Source organism: Pseudomonas sp. OVF7 (assembly GCF_030644265.1).
Taxonomy (GTDB): Bacteria; Pseudomonadota; Gammaproteobacteria; order Pseudomonadales; family Pseudomonadaceae; genus Aquipseudomonas; species Aquipseudomonas gorinensis.
Map to the genome: position 1 here is coordinate 1,155,380 of NZ_CP128996.1, position 20,443 is coordinate 1,175,822.

The 20,443-nt window shown below is 60.6% G+C and carries 14 protein-coding genes and 1 tRNA gene; 2 read left to right on the plus strand and 13 right to left on the minus strand.

What is annotated here, in order from left to right; translation table 11 throughout:
- Nucleotides 1–89 precede the first annotated feature (89 nt).
- From QU606_RS05155 to QU606_RS05200, 10 genes are all read right to left on the minus strand, one after another.
- Nucleotides 90–1,214, minus strand: a complete 1,125-nt coding sequence (locus QU606_RS05155; protein ID WP_304998168.1) for a cell division protein FtsQ — start codon at nucleotides 1,212–1,214, stop codon at nucleotides 90–92.
- A 12-nt stretch (nucleotides 1,215–1,226) separates the two neighbouring features.
- Entirely contained in the window at nucleotides 1,227–2,642 is a 1,416-nt protein-coding gene (locus QU606_RS05160; protein ID WP_024072842.1) for an MBOAT family protein, read from the minus strand.
- Nucleotides 2,643–2,659: 17 nt separating this feature from the next.
- Nucleotides 2,660–3,325: a cell division protein FtsQ gene (locus tag QU606_RS05165; protein ID WP_069075100.1), complete on the minus strand. Its 666-nt coding sequence runs from the start codon at nucleotides 3,323–3,325 to the stop codon at nucleotides 2,660–2,662.
- Nucleotides 3,325–3,990, minus strand: a complete 666-nt coding sequence (locus QU606_RS05170; protein WP_024072840.1) for an SGNH/GDSL hydrolase family protein — start codon at nucleotides 3,988–3,990, stop codon at nucleotides 3,325–3,327. Before QU606_RS05170 ends, QU606_RS05165 begins: the two co-directional genes overlap by 1 nt.
- A gap of 17 nt (nucleotides 3,991–4,007) precedes the next feature.
- Nucleotides 4,008–7,847, minus strand: a complete 3,840-nt coding sequence (locus QU606_RS05175) for a cellulose biosynthesis protein BcsC (protein ID WP_024072839.1) — start codon at nucleotides 7,845–7,847, stop codon at nucleotides 4,008–4,010.
- Entirely contained in the window at nucleotides 7,829–9,025 is a 1,197-nt protein-coding gene (bcsZ, locus tag QU606_RS05180) for a cellulose synthase complex periplasmic endoglucanase BcsZ (protein ID WP_024072838.1), read from the minus strand. The genes QU606_RS05175 and bcsZ overlap by 19 nt, the downstream gene beginning before the upstream one ends.
- On the minus strand, nucleotides 9,022–11,289 hold the full coding sequence (bcsB, locus tag QU606_RS05185; protein ID WP_024072837.1) for a cellulose biosynthesis cyclic di-GMP-binding regulatory protein BcsB: 2,268 nt from the start codon (nucleotides 11,287–11,289) through the stop codon (nucleotides 9,022–9,024). Before bcsB ends, bcsZ begins: the two co-directional genes overlap by 4 nt.
- Nucleotides 11,286–13,505: a UDP-forming cellulose synthase catalytic subunit gene (gene bcsA / locus QU606_RS05190; RefSeq protein WP_024072836.1), complete on the minus strand. Its 2,220-nt coding sequence runs from the start codon at nucleotides 13,503–13,505 to the stop codon at nucleotides 11,286–11,288. The genes bcsB and bcsA overlap by 4 nt, the downstream gene beginning before the upstream one ends.
- Nucleotides 13,502–14,524 carry a cellulose biosynthesis protein BcsQ gene (bcsQ, locus tag QU606_RS05195; RefSeq protein WP_370531088.1) on the minus strand — a complete coding sequence of 341 codons (1,023 nt, stop codon included), beginning with the start codon at nucleotides 14,522–14,524 and terminating at the stop codon, nucleotides 13,502–13,504. The genes bcsA and bcsQ overlap by 4 nt, the downstream gene beginning before the upstream one ends.
- 636 nt (nucleotides 14,525–15,160) lie before the next feature.
- Nucleotides 15,161–15,556, minus strand: coding sequence for a hypothetical protein (locus QU606_RS05200; protein ID WP_304998169.1), 396 nt, complete (start codon nucleotides 15,554–15,556; stop codon nucleotides 15,161–15,163).
- Between the two features lie 164 nt (nucleotides 15,557–15,720).
- Here QU606_RS05200 and QU606_RS05205 point away from each other — a divergent pair.
- Together QU606_RS05205 and QU606_RS05210 are read left to right on the plus strand one after the other, a co-directional pair.
- Nucleotides 15,721–15,796 (plus strand) — tRNA-Thr (locus tag QU606_RS05205).
- A gap of 172 nt (nucleotides 15,797–15,968) precedes the next feature.
- The gene (locus QU606_RS05210; protein WP_304998170.1) at nucleotides 15,969–17,291 is read left to right on the plus strand and encodes an integrase arm-type DNA-binding domain-containing protein; all 1,323 of its coding nucleotides are present in this window, start codon (nucleotides 15,969–15,971) and stop codon (nucleotides 17,289–17,291) included.
- Nucleotides 17,292–17,491: 200 nt separating this feature from the next.
- On the opposite strand, the gene QU606_RS05215 is transcribed toward QU606_RS05210, so the two are convergent.
- From QU606_RS05215 to QU606_RS05225, 3 genes are read right to left on the minus strand one after another with little or no spacing between them, the layout of a single operon-like run.
- Nucleotides 17,492–18,028, minus strand: a complete 537-nt coding sequence (locus QU606_RS05215; protein WP_065946691.1) for an ATP-binding protein — start codon at nucleotides 18,026–18,028, stop codon at nucleotides 17,492–17,494.
- Nucleotides 18,025–18,492 (minus strand): ASCH domain-containing protein, encoded by a 468-nt coding sequence (locus QU606_RS05220; RefSeq protein ID WP_065946692.1) that lies wholly within the window; start codon nucleotides 18,490–18,492, stop codon nucleotides 18,025–18,027. Before QU606_RS05220 ends, QU606_RS05215 begins: the two co-directional genes overlap by 4 nt.
- Nucleotides 18,452–19,930 (minus strand): GNAT family N-acetyltransferase, encoded by a 1,479-nt coding sequence (locus tag QU606_RS05225; protein ID WP_200889127.1) that lies wholly within the window; start codon nucleotides 19,928–19,930, stop codon nucleotides 18,452–18,454. Before QU606_RS05225 ends, QU606_RS05220 begins: the two co-directional genes overlap by 41 nt.
- Nucleotides 19,931–20,443: the final 513 nt, after the last annotated feature.

A 20,443-nucleotide genomic window follows, 5' to 3' on the forward strand; every position in this document is an offset into this window, starting at 1 on the left:
AGTGCCCGCAGTCTGCTTCAAGCCAGCAACAGTGTCATTATTTTGCTGGAGGAGCTGGCTATTTTTTAGACAAGTGGCAAAAAGTCAATTTACTGACTAATCGTCACCGGGTCGTACGGCGTCTGCAGGTCGCGCTCCGGGATCTCCCAAATCAGCAACTTGGGCGGGGTTTGCTTAAACGCCGGGCTGTCGAAATACGCCTTGGCCGCACCGGAGAATTCGCCACCGTCCTTGCTGAAGTTGCCTACCGGCGCATTCAGGGCCTTTTGCAGGAAGCCCACAAAGTTGGAGTTGCGCGAGAACGAGGTGCCGATCAGCGCCACATTCGGCAGGCTGGCATCGCCGAACAGGTCGTCGGCATTGCTGATGGCGCCACCGCTTTCATGGGCGGAACTGGCCGCGACCGACTCGCCCGGTGGCTGCAATTTCGGCGGCAGCCAGTCGAGGCCGGCCAGGCGCACCAGGTCACCCGGGCGCACGGCGAGCGGTGCCTGGGTGATCGTGAAGGTTTGTTCCGGCGTGGCCTTGATACCGCGCTGTTGAATGCGCTGGGCCAGGGCCTGGGCCCCTGCGTTGGCGCCGATTTCGCTCCAGTGGGTGTCGGTGCGCAGGTAGGCCTGCGGGCCCAGTGGCTTGAGTGTGTCAGTCAGGTCCAGCGCGGAGACGCCGGCAGCCTGCAACGCGGCAGTCCAGGCCTGGACACGGCCATCGAGCACGGCTGGGCGGTACAGGCCGCAACGCTGTGCGGCCGCGATGCGGCTCTTGTCCGGCACCACCACCACTTGCAGGTCGATCCCTTTTTTGCCCAGTTGCTGTTGCAGGTCGATCACGGCCTGGGCCTTGGTCTGTGCATTGGCGTCGGCATGGCGGTTGATGCGCAGCTCATCGCTGATAAACAACCAGCCCGGGCATCCCTGGCGCACGCGCGGCCCGGTATCGCCGAAGGCCAGCCAGCTGGAGCCACGCTCCAGGTTGGCGGCCTGGATCGCCATCGGTGCCTTGGCCAGTTCCTTGGCGAAACGGTGGGTCACGTCGCCATGCAGCAGCATGTCGGTGTCCACCTTGGCCGGCACGAAGCTGATCGGGCCCTTCACCATCAGCCAGGCGCAAGACAGAAGCCCCGCCGCCAGGAAGGGCACCAGCACCCAGGCCGCCAGGGGGCTGGTACGAACGGCCAATTCGCTCGGTGGAGTCGGTGCGGTAGGAGCGGGCATGGTCGGGCTTCCTTAGAACTGAAAGTACAGAAACGGTACGGCGTCGCGGCTGGCAATCAGCGCGAACGACAACACAAACCCGGCCACCGGCCACAGCGAAGCCGCCACCAAAAACCACGGCTGAGTACCAAAGCGTTGCTCGCAGCGCACCTGCCAGATCGGCGCAATGATGCATACCAGGCCCAGCAAGGCCGCCATGCCATGGGCCGGGCGCAGGGCGACCGCCATTGCGTCACCCAGGGCCATGCCGTGCATGCCGAACTGGCCGGCATACATGGTCAGTGCCGAATGGAAGTCCGGCGCGCGGAACAAGGTCCAGGCCAGGCACACAAACAGCAACGTCAGGACGTGGGACAACACCGGCGGAATACTCGGCAAGCTCGAACGCGACCAGGCGCGGTCCACGCACAGCGCCACCCCGTGGGCCGAACCCCACAGCAGGTAGTTCCAGCTATCGCCGCCGTGCCACAAACCGGCAATCGCCATGGTCAGGAACAGGTTGCGATACGTACGCCACACGCCGTCACGGTTACCGCCCAGGGCGATGTACAGGTAGTCGCGCAACCAGCTGGACAACGACAGGTGCCAACGGCGCCAGAAGTCCTGGATGCTGCTGGCCAGATAGGGCCGGTTAAAGTTTTCCGGGAAGTGGAAACCCAGCATCAGGCCCAGGCCGATGGCCATGGCGCTGTAGCCGGCGAAATCGAAGAACAGTTGCAGCGAATAGGCCAGGCAACCGATCCACGCATCCACCAGGCTCGGGTTTTCCAGGTGGAAGGCAATGTCCACCAACGGCGACAAGGTGTCGGCCACCAGCACTTTCATGCCCATGCCGATCATGAAGCGCCGCGCGCCGAGGGAGAAATTCGGCCAGTTGAAATACCGCTGGTTCAGCTCGCGACGGACCCAGTCGTAACGAATGATCGGGCCGGCAATCGAGTGGCCGAACATCGAGATATAGGTGGCGTAATTGATGAAGCTGCGCTCCACCGGCACCGTATGCCGGTGTACGTCCACCAGGTATGAAATCGCCTGCAATACGATGAACGACAAGCCGGCTGGCAACGCCACGCGCTGCCAGTCCAGTGGCATGGCGCCGTACCAAGTGATCACCTCACTCACGGTGCCCGCCACGATGTTGGCGTACTTGTACCAACACAGCACCGCCGTGTTGAACACGATCAACGCGATCAACAGGCGCACCCGGCCTTTGCCATCCTCGCGGGAGCGGTCCACCAGCAAGCCGCCGACCCATGCCACCACGGTCAAGACCATGTGCAGGAACAGGAACAGCGGGCTCAACCAGCCGTAGAACAGCCAGCTGCCGATCAACAGGATGACGTTGCGCCAGCTCGGACGAGCCAGGGCATAAATCAACAGGAAGGCCGGCAGGAACAGCGTGAGGAATTCGAGTGAGGCAAAGACCATGGTGGTGTCGGGCCCGATCAGTTAGCGAGTGCGTCAGAGGCGAACAGCAACTTCGAACCTGCAGCCGAAGGAACAGCCAGCACGCTATAGCGCTCGCCAGCCTTGAGGGTGAACGACAACGGCTGGCCAACCGGCGCGCCGGCGCATTTGAGTTGCACCGACAGTTCCACCGGGTTGATCATGCGCCGCTGCAACGAACCTTCGGCGACCTGCTTGAACAGCTCGGCTTTTTGCGCCACGGCTTCCAGGCTCGCGTCGGCGCACGTGGCGTCGGCGTTGATAAAGGCCAGGGAGGCCTTGAGCGCGTTGAAGTCGTCCGGCTGTTCGCGCACCACCAATTGGCGCGTGGCGCCCTTGGCGTCGACCAGCGCCACCACGGTGGCGAATTCGCCTGGGGCGACGGTCACCGACAGGTCGGCGTCCTTGCCATCGCGGCTCAACACGCCCTTGATCGGCTTGTCACCGCCCACCACCGGCAGGAAGGACGAGACCAACTTGTCGCCATTCAACACCAGGCTGGCCTTGGAGCCGGCGGCCACCAGCTTCAGTTCGCTGCCGGTGCCGTTGGCAAACCGCAGGAACGCTGCGTCTTGCTCCGGGCCGGTGGGATACAACGGGATGTCGGCGCTGTAGGCGCTGACGCTGGCGAGCAAGGCCGCCAGACCCAGGGTCATCCGTTTCATTATTTGCTTCCTTTACCGTAGGCCGATGGCGGCAGGTCACCCAACGCAGTACCAATAGCCTTGGCCCACTTCTGGTAACCGTCGATGGTGAAGTGCTGGCCGTCGGTGGTGATCCACTCGCCCGGCTTGGAGAAGGTCAACGAGTCGATGTAGGTGCACGGCGCCACGTTACTGGCCAGGAACGACGACATCAGCTTGGTGCGGGTGTCGTCCTTCTTGTACTGGGAACCGACCTTGCCCCATGGCGGGCCGACCCACACGCACTTGGTGCCAGTCTCGGTGATCGCCTTGGTCAGCGAGGTCACGCTTTTCCAGGCCCAGGCTTTGGGGAACACCGGGTTGGTGTAGGAACCCATGGTGTCGCCGATGATCAGCACCACCACATCGGGTTTGTCCTTGGCGATCAGGTCTTTGATCGGCGTGGTGCTCATGGCGTTCTTGCCGTAGATCACCGCTTTGCCGGTGGGCATGCGTTCGCCGCCGCACTCGACTTTTTTCGGCACGACCCAATCCGCCGCACCCGCGCCACAGGCGCCGATGGAGTGAACCACCGCGCCTTGCTTGGTCAGGTTGTCTTGCAGCGGGTTGAGCAACGAATCGGGAAAGCTCATATGACTTTCGCCCAGTACCAGCATGGTTAGGCCGGCAATCGCAGAAACAGGCATGAATGACTCCGATTTAATCAGTTGGAATAGGGGGAACGGTACGGGCTGACCGGCAATGGCATCGGCCCGCTCAGGTCCTCGAACAAGTAGCGCAAGTAAGCATTACCGGCGTACTGGCGGTAGTCCTGGGCGTTATCGAGACCGATTTCGCCACCCAGGTAGAACCGCGAGCTCAGACGATATTCGGCAGCAGCGTTGAAGCTGTAGCCGACGCCGGTTTTGCTGGAGCTTTCGTACTTGGGATTACCCCTGGACGCCTGAAGTGTGCTGTCGCCAGGGAAATAATCCGTGCCATCTTGCGCGATATGCTGCAAGCCCACCGAACTTTTTACCTGGTAGCTGAAGCGGTCAAAGCTTTGCGCCCAACGAATCGGCACACCCAAGGAGAAGAAACGCTGCGGGCTGAAGTAACCGCCGTTGCCGTAGGTGTAGAAGTCCTGGTTTTCCTTGAAGGTCATCGCCGAGCCGCTGATCCCCAGGGTCAACGTATCCCGCGGGTTGTTGCGCAGGTACCAGTAGATACCGCTGCCCAGTTCCAGGCGGGTGTTGTCTTCGACGTTATTGCCCAGCAGTTCATGCAGCGACGCGTAACCGTAGACGCCCAGCTTCTGGTTGTCGTAGCTCAACTCGCCACGGCCGCCGTTGGCGGTGACGCCGCCCCACTTGTTGCCCTCACCGTCTTCGGAACCGGCAAAGGAGGTGACACTGTCAGTGACCGGACGCCGCGAAATGTTCGCGCCATAGCGGAAGTTCGGATTGGCTTCAAACGGACGCGACACACTCACGCCACCCACGAGGGTGTTGTAGAGGAAGCCCAACGGGCTCACACCGACATCAGCCTTAACGCCTTCATCCGGGTTTTCAAATGCCACGGCCAGGCCTACACCGCTGTCGCTCTGGGAACCCGCCGGGGTCGTGGAGCCTTTGCCGAAGCGCGACAACGCATCGCTACCGACGCTACCCGCACTCACGTGCACCGGCGTCACGCGCAACGCCACGGTGTTGTCACCCACCGGCATCCGCGCCTCAAACGGCGCTTCCACATCGGTGATCTTGCTCAAGCCTTTCTCACCGTTGTTGCTGCGCACGCTCAAGCCCTGCACCACATAACCGGTACGGTCACGCAGGATCGTATCCAACGCGCGCCGCGCCGGGCTCAGCTCAGGGCTGTCGATGGAGGCGATATTCGAAGGCGGCACAAACGGCTCGCTCAAGTCGTTGGACGTCGCGCTGGCAAACGCGCTGGACGTCACGGTCTTGGTCGGCGCATCGATCGGCGGCGGTACAGCGCCGGCGACAGTCAGGTCGGTGACCTGGCGACGCTGGCCCGGCAGGCCCACGAAGGGGTTATACGACTTGCTTTGAGTGTCGGCCTGGGCCACCTGGGTCTTGGCCTTCATAGCGTTTTCAATCGCCAGGGCCTTGCGCAGCAGTTCAGCGGCTTCGCTGTTCTTGCCCAGGCCCTGGTAGATACGCGCGGCGGAGGTGAGGATCTCCGGGTTGGCCGGTTCCAACGCCAGGGCCTTGTTGCTGGCCGATTGCGCCAAGTCACGGTCGTTGCCTTTCAAGGCAATATCCGCCAGGCCCATTTGCAGGCGCGCATTGTTCGGGTTCTGCTGGATCAGCGGCGCATACAGCTCCATGGCCTTCTTGCCGTTGCCGCTGGCGGCATACATGCGCGCCAGGGCGCCGACGCCCAAGGCGTCGTTGGGACGCTGGGCCAGGGCCGGCGAGAGCATGTCGTAGGCCGCCACCAGGTCGTTCTTCTCGCGCAGGGCATCGGCCTGCTTGACCCGGTACAGGTAGATCAAATCGTCGTAGCGCTGGCGACCGATCTCGGTCAATGGCTGGCCTTGCACTTCGCGCAGGATCTCGCCCGCCTCGCTGTACTTGTTGGCCTTGAGCAGCACATTGGCGTACAGCAGTTTCTGGTCGACCGTCGGGTTGGGGTTGTTCTCCACCACCTTCTGCATCATGTCCAGGCCGTACTGCGCGGCACCGACTTCCACATAAGCGGCGGCCAGCACGGCCACGCGCTCAGGCTTTTGCCGCGTCAGCGGTTCGGAGCGACCGAGCAGCGCCAGGGCTTCGGGGCGCTGGCCACGGCGAGCGGTTTCGATGGCGATGTCGGTCTGCTGGTGCAGCGCGATATCGATCGCCAGCTCGTTCATGTCAGCGGTGCGTTGGGCGGTCGGGATACGGCCCAAGGTGGTCTCGGCTTGCTTCCACTCGCTCAACTCGGCCGACAACAAGGTGCTGGTGTACAGCGCGTCCGGCTGGTTGGGCTGGGTCTTGAGCAGACCGTCGATCAAGGCACGGGCGTTGCGGATCTGGCCGTCGCGCAGGTACATGCGGGCCAGGGCAAAGCGGGTCCAGGGGTTTTCCGGGTCGGCATCGAGGGCCTGGCGGTAGGCGGCCTGCGCGGCCTTCACATCGCCGCGCTGTTCGGCCAGCTTGCCGACCTGGGTAGCGCGAAGTGCGTTGATTTTCACGCTTGGCGCGAACTTGGCGCGCTGGGCGGGCGACACCGAGTCGATCAGCTTCAAGGCTTCGTCCGGCTGGCCCGATTGGGACAGTACGTTGATCAAGCCACTCAGTGCATCCGGGTCGCCAGGGTGACGGGCCAGCACCTTGCGGTAGCCGGCTTCGGCGGCGTCGAACTGATTGTCCTGGGCCTGGAAACCCGCCAGGGCGACGGCGGCGCCGGGTTGGCCGGGGTTCAGGCGTTCGGCCTGGGCCACCAGGTCACGGGCCTGGGCGCCACGGCCGGCGCGCTGGGCGTCGCGGCTCTGGCTGATCAGGTTCCAGTAACGCACGTCATTGAGCGCCGTTTGCCACGCCGCACCACCCGGTAAACGGGTGGCCTGTACCAGGTAGTTTTCCGCTTCGCTGTAACGCTCTTGCTGTTGACGCAACACGCCCATGCCACCGAGGGCATCGACGTCATTGGACTTCTCGGCCAAGCGCGCGGCCAGCAGCGGCTCGGCGGTTTTCAGGTCGCCAGCGTCCAGGGCCTTGAACGCCTTGGTCATCTGCGGATCGCGCTGCCAGGTACCGCCATTTTTGCCTTGGGCAATGCCTTTGTTCATCAGCGCGCGGATCTCGGTGTCATCCGGGTGCGCAGTGAGAAACTGCTGGAACAACGCCACCTGGTCGGGCTTGGGCGGGCCGAGCCAGATCAGCGCGAAGCGCCAGGTTTCATCGGCGTTACCGCCCACGTCGTTGTTCGGTGCCAACTTGGCCAGCGCGCGAATACCGTCGGCACGGGTGGCCGGGTTACGCGCCAGGTGCTTGGCCAGGAACAGCGCGACGATCGGGTCGTTCGGCCGCTCACGGGACAAGCGCTGCAGGCCGGCGATCGCTTCATTGGTGCCCTTGGCGGTGAAGCCCAGGGTGTTGTAGTACTCGCGGGCAATCAGGCCCTGGGGCTGGCGGCCCTGGAAAATCTGGCGGTACAAGGCCACAGCCTTTTCGCGCTCGTCATCGGGCTCACCCAGTTCACGGGCCTGCTCCAGCAACTTCGCGTTGTCGGGCTTGTTGACGGTGATGTCTTGCTCTAACTGCAATGCCTGGCGCGGCACCGGGCTCAGCGCTTGCAAGCGGGCCAGGTATTTCTGCGCCTCGGCCGGGCGGTTCTGTTGCACCTGGATCAGGCCGATGCCGTAAAGCGCATCCGGCTGGTCCGGGCTCAGGCTCAGCAGTTTTTGCCACGTCTCAAGGGCGCGCTCAGGGTTTTTCTTCGACTGCCAGTAGTAGCCCTGCTCGATCAGCAGGGACTGGGGGTCGCTGGTTTCGGCCAGGCTGGCACTGGAGGCCAGGGCGGCGAGAATCGCAATGGCTAGCGTGTGACGGCGCATGCTGCCTCCCAGGATAGTTTGACCGTACCGTCTTGTTCAAAACGGTACTTCTGATCGGCAAAGCCCTGGCTGAACAGGCTGAGCATGTAGTCGTAGTAGATTGGCTGCGCGCTGTCAGGTGCCGACGGGGCCAGGGCTTTGTTGAGCGCGTCGTCGACCTTGGCCTTTTGCAGTTGTGCCAGGGCGGTTTCGCCACGGGCCTGGAAGAAGGCAATGGTCGATGCCGAGAAGCTGAGCGGCGAGTAGCCGTTGTTCTTCTCCACTTCGCCGGTGGTGACGTGGATTTTCTCCGGCGGGAAGCCGGTGGCCGCCGCAGCCGTCGCCCGGGACATACCGCCCAGGGACTTGAGCATGCCCGCCGCCAGTGGATCGCTCTTGGCGGTCATGCCGGCCCACATGTAGGTGCGGATCGCATCGTAGCTGCCCAGGTCATCGGAGAACGGGTCGACCACAAACAGCCCGGTGTTGGCGCTGGTGGCGCGGTAGCCGACCCAGTTAGCCGCCAGGCCATGGGGGTTGCTGGCGGTATCGGCGAGCATCCGCGCGTTGCTTTCGGCCACTTCGTTCCAGCCGGCGTTCGGGCGCTCTTTATGGAAGCGACGCAGTTGCGCCAGCACCTGGTAGCTCGGGTTGAAACGCCACAGGCCACCGCCATGCACGTAGCCGACCGGCCCTGGCAACAGCATCTTGCCCAGGCCCGGCACGCGCACGATCAGGTTGCGTTCGACGTTGGCCAGCAACAATTGCGCGTCTGCGCGGTACTGCGGGGCATTCCATACGCGGGCCGCTTCGAGCAGCGAGTAGGCCATCCACAGGTCAGCGTCGCTGGCGGAGTTAGGGTCGATGATGCCCCAGGTGCTATCAGGCTTTTTGCCCCATAACCAACCCGGCAGGTTCTGACCGATATCGGCCCCCGACATGTTGGCCTTGGTCCAGGTCCAGAGCTTGTCAAAGCCTGCGCGGTCGTTACCGACGAGGGCGAAGAACATCGCGTACGACTGCCCTTCCGAACTGCTCTCGGTGGGTTTCATCGACGAGTTCAGCACGCGACCGTCATCCTGCACGAAGCGTTTGGCGTAGTTCTGCCACAGCGGCCAGTCGCAGGTCTGCGCTTGCGCAGCGCCTGCAAACATCACCGAGCCCAGCGCTATCAGGGCCATGCTACGCAGCGGGCTCATGCCAACCGCCGTTTTGCACGGGCACGCAGCGACAGGTAGATCAGGCTGGTCACCACGGCGAGGCCGAGGAAGGTGATCAACAGCATCCAGCCCAGGTTCTGCGAGAGTTGCCACTGCATGAACTTGAAGTAGTTGAGCTTGCCGACGTAGTACTGCTCGTCCGCCACCAGCGAGCTGATTTGCGTGCCTTGTACCACCGCCAGGCTGCCCTGGATCGAGTCTTTGTAGTTGTCACCGCCGATCAACGCGGAGGTGGCTTCCAGCAGGCCCTGAGGCTGGTTGCTGGCGATCAGCACCACGCTGCGGCCAGCCTTGAGCGGCGATTGGAAACCCGCCAGCCAGGTGCTGCTGCTCAAGCTGTTGAAGGTGATCCCGGTATTGGCGGTGTGGGTGTTAGCCGCAGGGTCCGGGCTGACCCAGCTGCGCACATAACGCGGCAGGTCAGACAGCAGGAACTGGTGTTGCTCGCCATCGCTGGTTGCCGGCAGGTATTGCTGCCACTGCTTGAGCAACGGTTGGTTGCCTGCGGTGGCGAGTACCAGCAAGTCTTTGTCGGCAACGCTTTGCACGTCCTTGGCCTGCACCACTTTGACGGCGGTCGCCGGGTAACCGGTGGCTTCGCCGAAGCGGCCGAGCACGGTCAGGTACGCGGTGAGTTCGTCGGTGCCGTAGTTGTCGGGCATGACCACAGCCGATTCCGACAAGTCAGCCAGGCGGGTGAACGGGAAGCCGGAGTCGTTGAACACGCCCAGGTTCGGCATGGCGATAAAGTGCTGGTAGCCGGTGACATCGAGGGTGGAATCCGGGTCGATGGAACCGCGCATGTTGTCGACGATGATGTCGCGGCATTCGCCTTCTTTGATGTAGTCGTACATAAAGCGCAATTGCAGCTTGGACTTGGGCGACGCCGAGCTGATCGGCAACAGGGTCGTCACTTCACGCGGCAGGCTTTCGTCTTTCTTCAGCTGGTCGAGCAGGGTTTGACCACCGCCGAGGTTGCTCACTGACGGCAAGGCCACGGACTTCATGAACTGGTCATTCAGGCCGATCAGCAGCGACGAGTTGGTCGACACCTGCTGCGGCGTGTAGCGGTATTTGACCTTGAGCGGCACGCCCTCTTCACGCCAGTTGAACAGGTCTGGCGGCAGGCGCAGGTCGACGCTGATGGCGCCGGGGTTGTAGCCCGACACGCTGAGCTTCTGCTGCTCGACCAACTCGCCCAAGCGCACCGGGCGGTTGCTCGGCAGCCAGTTCGGCGCGTCGTACGGACGGCGTGGCGCGAGGCTGTCGAGCTTGGTGATGACCACGCTGTTGCCGGCCAATACCGGGTTGCCCAAGGCGACCGCCGTGGCGGCGCGCTTGAGCTCTGCGCCATCGCGACCGGTCACGATCAGCAGCTTGCCGTTGGCATCGTTGGGGTTGGCGAGCAGGGTCAGGGTCGGGCCGGTCGGCTTGGCCACGGCGATACCGTGTACATCCATTGCATCGGTGGTTTGCACCAGCACGATCGCGTTGCCCTTAGCCGGCAGGTCGCCGAGGGTGGTGGGGAAGGTCGCGCCACGGTAGCTGGCGAGGCCGCCAATCCACGAGGACAAGGTGCCGGCAGCTTCCAGCGCGGCGCTGTCCGGGGTGGTCGCGAACACGAACGGCAGGCTGACCTGGCGCGCATCACGTTTGTCGAAGAACGGCAGCGGCAATACAGCCAGGTCGTCCTTGAGCACGATCGGCTCGACCTGCACCTTCAACTCACTGCTGTTGCTGATTTTTGCCCACAGGCTGCTGTGCAAGGGGTCTTCGCAGGACATCGTGTAGTGGCCGATGAACTGCAGGCTCAGACGGTTGAACTCGGTGATCAACTTCGGCGGGATCTGCACCAATTGTTCTTGCTGGGTGCCCGCGCCTTCTTTAGGCAACGGCAGGCTGGCGGCGACTTCGCCGTTGACCAGCACGTTGATCTGCGACAGGTCCGCCAACAGTGCCGGCGAGTAGCTGTACTTGAGCAACAACTGCGCGCCCTTCACCACTTCATCGGCACGGATGTCGAAGTTGACGCTGTCGGACGACTCCACGCCTTGCAGGTTCATGGTGTCGCGACGGCCCAGTTGCTTGAGCGTCAGGCTGTAGCCGGTGTCGGTGCTTTGTACCGGTACCGTGGTGACGGCTTGCTCGGCAGCTTGCGCCAGCGAATTCAGGCCCATCAGCGAGGCGATCATCAGCGCGAGTGCACGGCGCGGATGAGGACGAGAGAACATATTCGAGGTCATGGCTTGTCCATCAGCGTATCGAGCGGTTGTGTAGGGGTGCGGCGCAAGGCCAGACGCAATTCGTGCAGGGTGGCGCGGCCGAGGGTGAACAGGCCGCCGATGCCAATGGCGCCGACTTCGCGCAGGGCTGCCAGCGGGGTGTCGGGCTGGCCGGCTCCCCAACTGGCGGCCCAGGTGTCGGCACGCGAGAATGTCAGGCGCACCAGTTCGCTTTGCTGGCGCAGGCTGAGGGGTTCGAACTGGGCACCGATCTGCGCGCCCTTGCTGAACACCACCCGCGCTTCAAACAGGCTGTCTTGGCCGTTGCGCGACAACACCAGTTGCACGCGCTCACCCTGGGTGATCGAGTGGCCGTCGCTGAGCATCAGGCCGAAGCCATTTTGCGAAAAGTCCTGGGTGACGCCATCGAGCACGCGGCCATCGGCGCAAATGATGCTCACCGGCAGCTTGGCGCTGACGCGCGGCTCGGAACGCACTTGGCGCGCCTCGGACGCTACAGCCACGGCGGCGCTGGTGATGATCAGGTTGTAGAGGGTCCAAGTCAGGTTGATCGCCACCGTCACGGCCGTGGACGCATCGCCCCAGACCAACTGATGGATACCGAAGCCCAGGCCGATCAGGTTCACCGCCAACAGCACCAGGTAGGGCCGGGCGAGTTTCCAGTCGAAGAACTGCTTATCGATGATGCCGCCCTTGTCGGTGACGTTGAAACCACCGGCCTTGGGGTTGACCAGCGCCACCAGCACCGGCGGCAGGATGTACCAGGCCAGTACGGTCTCGTACACCTCGTTCCAGAACGAGTGACGGAAACGCCCCTGGATACGTGAGTTGGTCAGGCTGGAATGCACCAAGTGCGGCAACACGTAGGCGACGATCATCAGCGCCGAGGCGTGGAAGATTTCCGCGCCGAAAATCAAATAGGCCAGCGGCGCGGTGAGGAACACCAGGCGCGGCAGGCCATAAAAGAAGTGCAGCATGGCGTTGGCGTAGCAGATGCGCTGGCCCCACTTGAGGCCCTTGCCCAGCAGCGGGTTGTCGGTGCGGAAAATCTGCGCCATGCCCCGTGCCCAGCGAATCCGCTGGTTGATGTGGCGCGACAGGCTCTCGGTGGCCAGGCCCGCGGCCTGCGGGATCGCCAGGTAAGCGGTGTTGTAGCCCAGGCGGTTGAGCTTGAGCGCGGTGTGGGCGTCTTCGGTCACGGTCTCGACCGCCACTCCGCCGATTTCCAGGAGCGGCTTACGGCGAATCACCGCACACGAGCCGCAAAAGAAGGTGGCGTTCCACAGGTCGTTGCCGTCCTGCACCAGGCCGTAGAACAGCTCACCCTCGTTAGGCACGGCGCGGAAGGTGTCGAGGTTCTTTTCGAACGGGTCCGGCGAGAAGAAGAAGTGCGGCGTTTGCAGCATCGCCAGCTTCGGATCTTTAAGGAACCAGCCCAGGCTCACTTGCAGGAAGGAACGTGTCGGCACGTGGTCGGCGTCGAACAGAGCGACGTATTCGCCGTCGGTGACCTTCAGCGCTTCGTTGAGGTTACCGGCCTTGGCGTGGAAGTTATTGTCGCGGCGGATGTAGTTCACACCGACCTTGCGGCAGAAGTCGCGGAACTCATCACGGCGGCCGTCATCGAGCACGTGGACGCGCAGCTTGTCCTTGGGCCAGTCCATCGCCTGGGCGGCGAAGATGGTCAGCTTGACGATGCTCAGGGCTTCATTATAGGTGGGGATAAACACGTCGACCGTCGGCCACTCTTCCGGCTCGGTGGTCAACCATACCGGCGTGCGGCGCAGCGGCCAGGCGGTTTGCACGTAGCCGAAGATCAGCACGATCAGCGCGTAGAACTCGGCCGCGACCAGGCCGTAGCCGAAGAACATGTCGAGCCAGGTTTCAAAACCCAGGGTGGAGGTCAGGCGCCAGAACATGTAGCGCAGCGACGCCACCAACGACAGCACCACCAAAGCCAGGATCGCCAGGCGCCCCGGGATCTTGCGCAGCACCAGCACCACGACGAAGCACACGGCGGCGAACAGGCATTGGCTGTAGAGGTCCAGCGGCGCGCTGATAATGCTCAGCAACAACAAGGCGCCGAGCACGCAACTGGTAACGACCAGTACCGTGCGCAGCGCCGCAGGCCAGCGATTGAAGCGCGCGATGGCGCCATTTAGGCGCTGTTCAGCGCGCCCTTCGACGAAGGGCGTGGAGAGCGTATTGTCGGTCATGGAAGGTCCGAGTCGATGCGTTCGAGCAAGGCGCGGCACAGAGCGTGGGCGTCCTGGCTGCCGATACTGTTGACGGTTGGGTCGAGGGGATCACGCCCGTAGGCCTGGGCTTCGCTGAACGACAGATCACGATGCACCGTGCCCAGCAGGGCATTGCCCAGGCGCGTCTTGAACACCTCGACCATGTCCACGCTGAAACGGTGGGCAGCGTCCAACTGGTTGATCACATAAAAGGACTGTGGCGGCTTCTCGCGCTGGAGGTAGGGCGCGAGCATCGCGTCCATCTGCGCCAGGGTGCTGAACGACGCCACATCCGGCTGCACCACCACCAGCACCGCGTCGGCGACCGACAGAGCCTGGCTGAAGTACACCGTGTTGCCGGCAGGGACGTCGATAACCACGATGTCCTGGCCGCTCAACTTAAGACCGGCCAAGCGTTGGCTCAGCCACTGCTCATCCTGGCCCAGCCAGCGATTCAGGCTCTGCTGTTGTTCGTAGTCAGTGCCCCCGAACGCCACCAGGCGGCAACCGGCAAAACCGAATTCCGGCAAGGCTTCCCAGCTTTGGTTATGCAGGCTGGTGGCGCCCACGCCAGGCATGTCGAGACCCAGGCACAGGTGATGACGCAGGGCGTTTTGCGGGTCCAGGTCCAGGGCCAGCGCCGGCCGCCCCTGGCGCTGCAAACTGCTGGCAAGCGCCGCGGCCAAGGTGCTACGGCCGACACCGCCTTTGACCGAGACCACCACCACGACTTTCGGTGTGGGCTGCGCCGAAGACACTTCAGGGCGCAGATGGTCGGCTTCGCCGTGGTTCAGCTCTTCCAGCAGGCGCAGCAGCGGCGCCGACGGGGCTTCATCCACAAGCGCCGCAGCGACAGGCAGGGGCTTAACAAGCGCCGGGCTTTCCAGGACCTCTACATCGTCCTCAATGAACTCATGGACAAATTCGATTTCGCGGTAGCCATTTGGGTTGGCACCCAGCTTGTTGAATAGTTTTGAAATGTCATCTGCTCGACTCACTCACTGCCCCTCCCCACCTGATTTGCGCTTTAAAGGCGATAAAAAGGTCAGCAAAGAGCTGACCTTGTATTTTTCTAGTTATGTGGTGTGAGGCGCATTCTGTGATATCACATTGATGGTGTCAGTATTTTGATGCTTTTTGCTCATAATTATCCGACGAACGGCGTGGCGCCATTTTTATGACGATTTACCGGATAAAAACGTATTATCTGTAAGAACATGAACTTGCACTGATTTATCCGGTTTCTTGTTGTCCGACCGGTCAAGAACGGCACAAATCTGACATAGCCTTCAACAATTAATCAGTTGCCTCACACTGTCTCGAAAATTTGCCTACACGGTTAAGTAATTAAACCCACCGTTCATATCGCGCGACAGAATACTCAAACCCCTGCCGGATTCAAGGCAAAACCCGCCGGGCGGTCGCTGGCAAAGTCGCAGCCCCCGTACCCCTGCACAGATGCCCCCAGCGCCGACACACAGCGAAGCAAAACCCGCGCCGCCAGCCCCACAACCGCCATCGGCCGGGCAGTCAATCAGCCCTGCCTTTATTCACCCCGAGCAGCACGCCCAAAACGGCCCACCCCAGTGCAACCGCGATAACGGCGCGCCCGCCTTTAGCGCAAGCCGCAGCGGTTAACGCAGCCGCCGCTCCGTAAACGCGTAATCCTCCTGACAATCCCCGGAAGGCCCCGCCGCCACACTCACGTAACGCACCGTATCCGCGTCCACCAGCTGATAGGTGTACACATCCGGCATACGCACCCCATCCGTGCGCAACTCATTCTTGCCATTCACCGCCGACCACGTGCCCTGCTCTGTCTGAATCGCCTGCGTCTGCTGTACATCGCGGAAGAAAGTAATGGTGAAACGCCCATCAGGCTTGAGGTGGGTGGTCCACGACAGGAACTGGCATTTATCGGTTTGCGTGCGCAAGCCCTTCCAAGTACCAACCAGGGCCGGGTCATTGGCGGGCTTCTGAGTTGAACAGGCGCCGAGTGCGATGGTGAGGAGGATGAGGGTCCGTTTCATGTGGAGCTTCCTTTTAGGTGGAAAGGCTTGCGACTGCGCCTGGCAGTGGAGATGAATCCTACTGACATGGGGAAGAAAAAGGGATCGCGGCAAGGTTTGTAAAAATAGTCAGAATTCAGGGGTTTACAGATGCTTGCCAATCGCTATAATCGTCGCCCTAACACGCCGGTATAGCTCAGTTGGTAGAGCAACTGACTTGTAATCAGTAGGTCCCGGGTTCGACTCCTGGTGCCGGCACCATATAAGGTTCCATAGAAAGCTTTCAAAGTCTCTGGAACCCCCGAAAAACCCGCCTTCTGGCGGGTTTTTTCGTTTTAGCGTTCCATCGGTTTCCGTCAGAAACTGGTGGATTCCAACCGTTTTAAGGGTAGAGTTTGGGGTACAGGTCACTTCGATAAAAGGGAGTACCCTTATGTCGCGCACCACAGCTCCGCTCTCCGACGCAGCTTGCCGCCTGGCAAAACCTACAGACCGCGCCTACAAGCTTTTCGACGGCGATGGCCTCTACCTCCTAGTCCAACCCAATGGCCGCAAAGGCTGGCGACTCCGTTACGTCAAACCTGACGGACGCGAAGGACTGACCTCGTTTGGCAACTACCCCGTCATTGGCCTCGCCGAAGCACGCCGCAAGCGCTTGGAAGTCAAGCGAATGCTGGCGGATGGCGTTGATCCTATAGAGACCAAACACCAAGCCAAGGCGGAAGCCGTAATCAAAGGCAGAACCTTTGAAAGCGTTGCGCTCGACTGGCATACGGAAATGTCGGCTAAGTGGGCACCAGGCCATTCCAAGACAGTAATGAGCCGCCTCAAAACCCACGTATTTCCGCTGATCGGCGCACGCGCCATTGTTGATCTCGACACCCATGACCTTATGCAGCCTTTGGAAGCGATCAAGAAGCGCGGAACGATCGACGTTGCTTTAAGGGTACAAAACTACCTGCAGAGCATCATGCGTGAGGCAAAGCGCCTCCGGCTTATCACCATAAACCCTGCTTACGATCTCGAAGGCTCGATCAAAGCCTTGCGAGTTGTCCACCACCCCGCTCTACCCTTATCGCGACTGCCGGAACTGCAGGAGCGGATCGACACCTATAAAGGCCGGGCACTTACCCGTCTGACGGTGATGCTGTCACTGCATGTGTTTGTACGCTCCAGCGAACTGCGTTTCGCACGCTGGAGCGAGTTCGACCTCAAGCGCGGCACCTGGGAGATACCGGACACTCGACCCGCGTTGGAGGGAGTACCCTTTTCCACAAGGGGTACGAAGATGGCAGGGGATATCCATTTAGTACCCTTATCGCCGCAAGCAGTGGCGCTACTCGAAAAAATCTATGCACTCACAGGCAAATTCGCATTGGTCTTCGCGGGGGATGCCAAACCCTGGAAGCCCATGTCCGAAAATACCGTGAACAGCGCGCTTCGGACGATGGGATACGACACCAAAACCGATATCTGCGGGCATGGATTTCGTTCGATGGCCTGCAGCGCACTGATCGAGTCAGGATTGTGGTCGGAGACAGCCATTGAACGGCAGATGAGCCACAAGGAGCGCAACAACGTCCGCGCCGCTTACATCCACAAGGCCGAGTTCATCGAGGAGCGCAGGCTGATCATGAACTGGTGGAGCCGGTACCTGGAGGCCAACCGGGAGGAGCATGTCACTCCACACGAATTCGCGAACCAGACCGGAGCGAACGTCACTCGCCTAAAAGCAAAACGTGGCGCAACCGAGTAAGCGCTCGACCTACAGGCCACAGCTCCGGAAAAGGAATATGGTTTTTTATTGATTACGGCTTGAATGCACGTCGAATAGCAAGGCCTTTGACGACTGGCTGCATTCGCCCTTAACCGGTCGAAGTGAAGCCGACGTACGCATTCCCACAACATAGACCGGACCGTCCACGCCGTCCGACCTAATCACTTGGGGAGAATTGCTTACTGTCCGGCTTTAAAAGTTATTGTTGCGACCGCTGCAGCGAAGGTATCACGGTCACATGCCTCTAGAATGTGAAGCGGTATTCCGAGCTCATTGCAAACTAACTCCGCCTGAGCGCGCTCCGCGGCTAAGAATTGGATCGTATGGTCAATATCCACTTCCCGGCTATCACGTTCTCGTATGCGAGTCGCAATTGTATTAGCGTCCGCTTCCAGCAGTAAAACTCCATCAAGGCGAAGAGCCTTAAAGACGTTCGCGGCCAAAGGTGAAAACTCACCCTGAGCATCCAGCAACACAAAATGTCCGTCCAGCAGCAACCTAGTGCCGGCCTCATTGTGGCGAGTGACAGCATTCGCCAGTGCTATCTGATTGGCGTCCACATCACCGACCCGCTTGTCCGTCCCCCAGTCCGGTAACGCGCGCTCCTCCTTGATCAGCTTACTGGCTGAGGTTTGCATTAGGCCTAAGGCCTTAGGAAGTTGAGAGGCGAGGAAAGTCTTACCGACACCGTGTACACCTGCCACGAATATGTTCATACAGATCCCTCCGATGGAAACATGGCGCGCATTACGCGTGGGAAATCGTTCGGACCCAAATAGAGAAAGGACTGAGGTGGTGTGAAGTTCGCGAAAAGATCCTTCGGATCGACCTGGACTTCGGCGATCTTTATGCGCTGGATCATCACACCGAACGCAGTCTTCTTCCCTTTGACATAAGCCTTGAGTTCGTCATAGGTCACGCCGCCCCCGTTGGCATCTGCCAAGGTCCACAGACTCTCAAAGTCGCACTCCTCAATCCGATCGATAAAGGCTACTCCTACCAGCCTCTGCTTTGGTGCTGACGAGTACAACACCATGACGCCAATATCGTTGGACGGCCAGCTTCGACGTAACTCGACGCGCTTCGTCCCTGCAAGGATCAGGTCGGCGTATTTTGGCTTTATCGAAAGTAGGACAGCCCTACCGCTCGGTTGCTCGAATGATTCGGGAAAAAGACTCATCAGATATTTTCGTGATCGATTGAATGGGGCCCCTGACGATCCGCGAGCGCTTAAGGTCCGCATACTCTAGGGGGGGCTCGAAGTGACATATCAGACGGAATAGCATCACCTTGGTCTCAGTCCTGGCCATTTCCTCTATTTGTTCATCAGAGTACACGGTTCTACGGCTCACAATCTGTGCGATATCGTCAGCCGCTTCCGACCACTCGTATCGCTCAACAACACCCAGTGTCGTCAGCGCACGCATGTCGCGACTGCGATAGAACATTACGACATCGCCTGGACGCGGCTGTTTGCTGGGGGTGTGACAAAGGTATGCGAGTTTGATCGCATTGCTGACATGCCTTTGCGGATGGTTATCAGGCAATGCATGCCCTGGACGCTGATAGTCCGGGAACAAAATGTCATGGTACTGAGGCTGAATTGGCACTATAAATTTATGGACATCATCACCGCCCATGTAATGCGGATAATAGCGCTGGACGTACTGGAACGGGTCCATCTGCAGCGGAGGCGGGGCGACAGGATGCGCTTTTACGTAAACTGCGTCCCCTTGGTAAAGCCCCTCGTAGCGAAAACCGAAGTCTTCAATCAATGTGATCAGTTGTGACTGCTGAACGTTGTTAGCGTGCAGAAAAATCGACTCACATTGGTGGTTTGTCGCGTACTTGAAGGCAGCCCGGAGAAACAACTCTCCGAGCTTCCTTCCACGAACGGTTTCGCCGACCTTGAACGTACAAAGCTTCAATGCCCTGCCGACAAGCACCTCACCATCGTCCGTTACAGCCTGGTCGGCCTGAACAGCGTAAATACAGATAGCCGCTATAGCCTGATGAGCGTCTTCGCGATAGACCCAAGCACGACGCCCTTCCATGGCCTTCCGACGAAACCAATCGTTAAAACCATCGTAGCCCGCACGGATACTGTCGAAGAATGGCCCAGCCAGTTGGTGGGTCAACGTATGGATTTCAACGTCTTCAATGTGGGGGAGCCGCACCTCACCAGGCTCATGGAGCCGGCGCAGCCAGTCGTCCGCAGTCTGGATGAAGTACACGCGGCTACTCAGTCCGCGTGCCCGCGCCTTACGGTGCAACCCCTGATCCTCGGTCACCAAAACGTGCGCTGCATCATTCTCTAACGCGTAGAGAATTTCATTGTCACAAGCGTCGTTTACCGAAGTTTCAGGCGAGTTCCATGGACAAGCCGGCCCAGCCTGCAGTTGAGTGTACTGACCGAGCCTGGCCAAGGTGCGCTCGCGCCGAGCCTCATCAGTGTCACGCCTGATGTCCGCGGCTGACGCAGGGTGGTAAAGCAGTTGGTAGCCGTGCGCACTGCACAACCTAACGAAGTTTGTAAGACTGGGCTGCAGTACCACCATGGAATCCTGAAGCGGGATCAGGATGTTGGTGTCTAACAAGAAACGAAGACGCAATGCCAAGGATGCCTCCAGGTGGCGCAGTCTAATGCACGACATTAGCTGTCGAACACGAGGTTACGCCCGTTGACTACTCTCGCCACTCAACCCAAGACATTGCTGATGGACTGATGTTATTTAGCCACGGAGTCTAGGCAGACAGCCGGTAAACCGCAACGCACATCGCTGCCGAGCCCTGAATAGAGAAAATACAAGCAGTCGGTCAGATGGGGCGGGATAACGCAGCGTTCGAAATCTAGATGATCCGCTTGTCGTCGCGGGTCCATCCAAACAGGGCTGCAAAGCCGCCCTGCTTGGATGGACCTCACTTAAAAAATCTAAAGCGCATGCAAACTGTCTGTGGAAAACCACAGATTTCCACCGGTGGATAATTTCATCCACAGCCGCAGAACTCCCGAAAATTCGAGCCTTGACCCAAATTATCCACAGGCGTAGAAAAGATCGGGTAAAGCGCTGTCGTTGACAGCAACCCAGGTAGCCAGAACCTTTAAGGCTACGCCACACGGTGGTGGTTCT

Bases quoted from the DNA above. Each gene is read 5' to 3' on its own strand.
- QU606_RS05155 (WP_304998168.1), bottom strand. From the start codon at position 1,214: ATGCCCGCTCCTACCGCACCGACTCCACCGAGCGAATTGGCCGTTCGT.
- QU606_RS05160 (WP_024072842.1), bottom strand. From the start codon at position 2,642: ATGGTCTTTGCCTCACTCGAATTCCTCACGCTGTTCCTGCCGGCCTTC.
- QU606_RS05165 (WP_069075100.1), bottom strand. From the start codon at position 3,325: ATGAAACGGATGACCCTGGGTCTGGCGGCCTTGCTCGCCAGCGTCAGC.
- QU606_RS05170 (WP_024072840.1), bottom strand. From the start codon at position 3,990: ATGCCTGTTTCTGCGATTGCCGGCCTAACCATGCTGGTACTGGGCGAA.
- QU606_RS05175 (WP_024072839.1), bottom strand. From the start codon at position 7,847: ATGCGCCGTCACACGCTAGCCATTGCGATTCTCGCCGCCCTGGCCTCC.
- bcsZ (WP_024072838.1), bottom strand. From the start codon at position 9,025: ATGAGCCCGCTGCGTAGCATGGCCCTGATAGCGCTGGGCTCGGTGATG.
- bcsB (WP_024072837.1), bottom strand. From the start codon at position 11,289: ATGACCTCGAATATGTTCTCTCGTCCTCATCCGCGCCGTGCACTCGCG.
- bcsA (WP_024072836.1), bottom strand. From the start codon at position 13,505: ATGACCGACAATACGCTCTCCACGCCCTTCGTCGAAGGGCGCGCTGAA.
- QU606_RS05200 (WP_304998169.1), bottom strand. From the start codon at position 15,556: ATGAAACGGACCCTCATCCTCCTCACCATCGCACTCGGCGCCTGTTCA.
- QU606_RS05210 (WP_304998170.1), top strand. From the start codon at position 15,969: ATGTCGCGCACCACAGCTCCGCTCTCCGACGCAGCTTGCCGCCTGGCA.
- QU606_RS05215 (WP_065946691.1), bottom strand. From the start codon at position 18,028: ATGAACATATTCGTGGCAGGTGTACACGGTGTCGGTAAGACTTTCCTC.
- QU606_RS05220 (WP_065946692.1), bottom strand. From the start codon at position 18,492: ATGAGTCTTTTTCCCGAATCATTCGAGCAACCGAGCGGTAGGGCTGTC.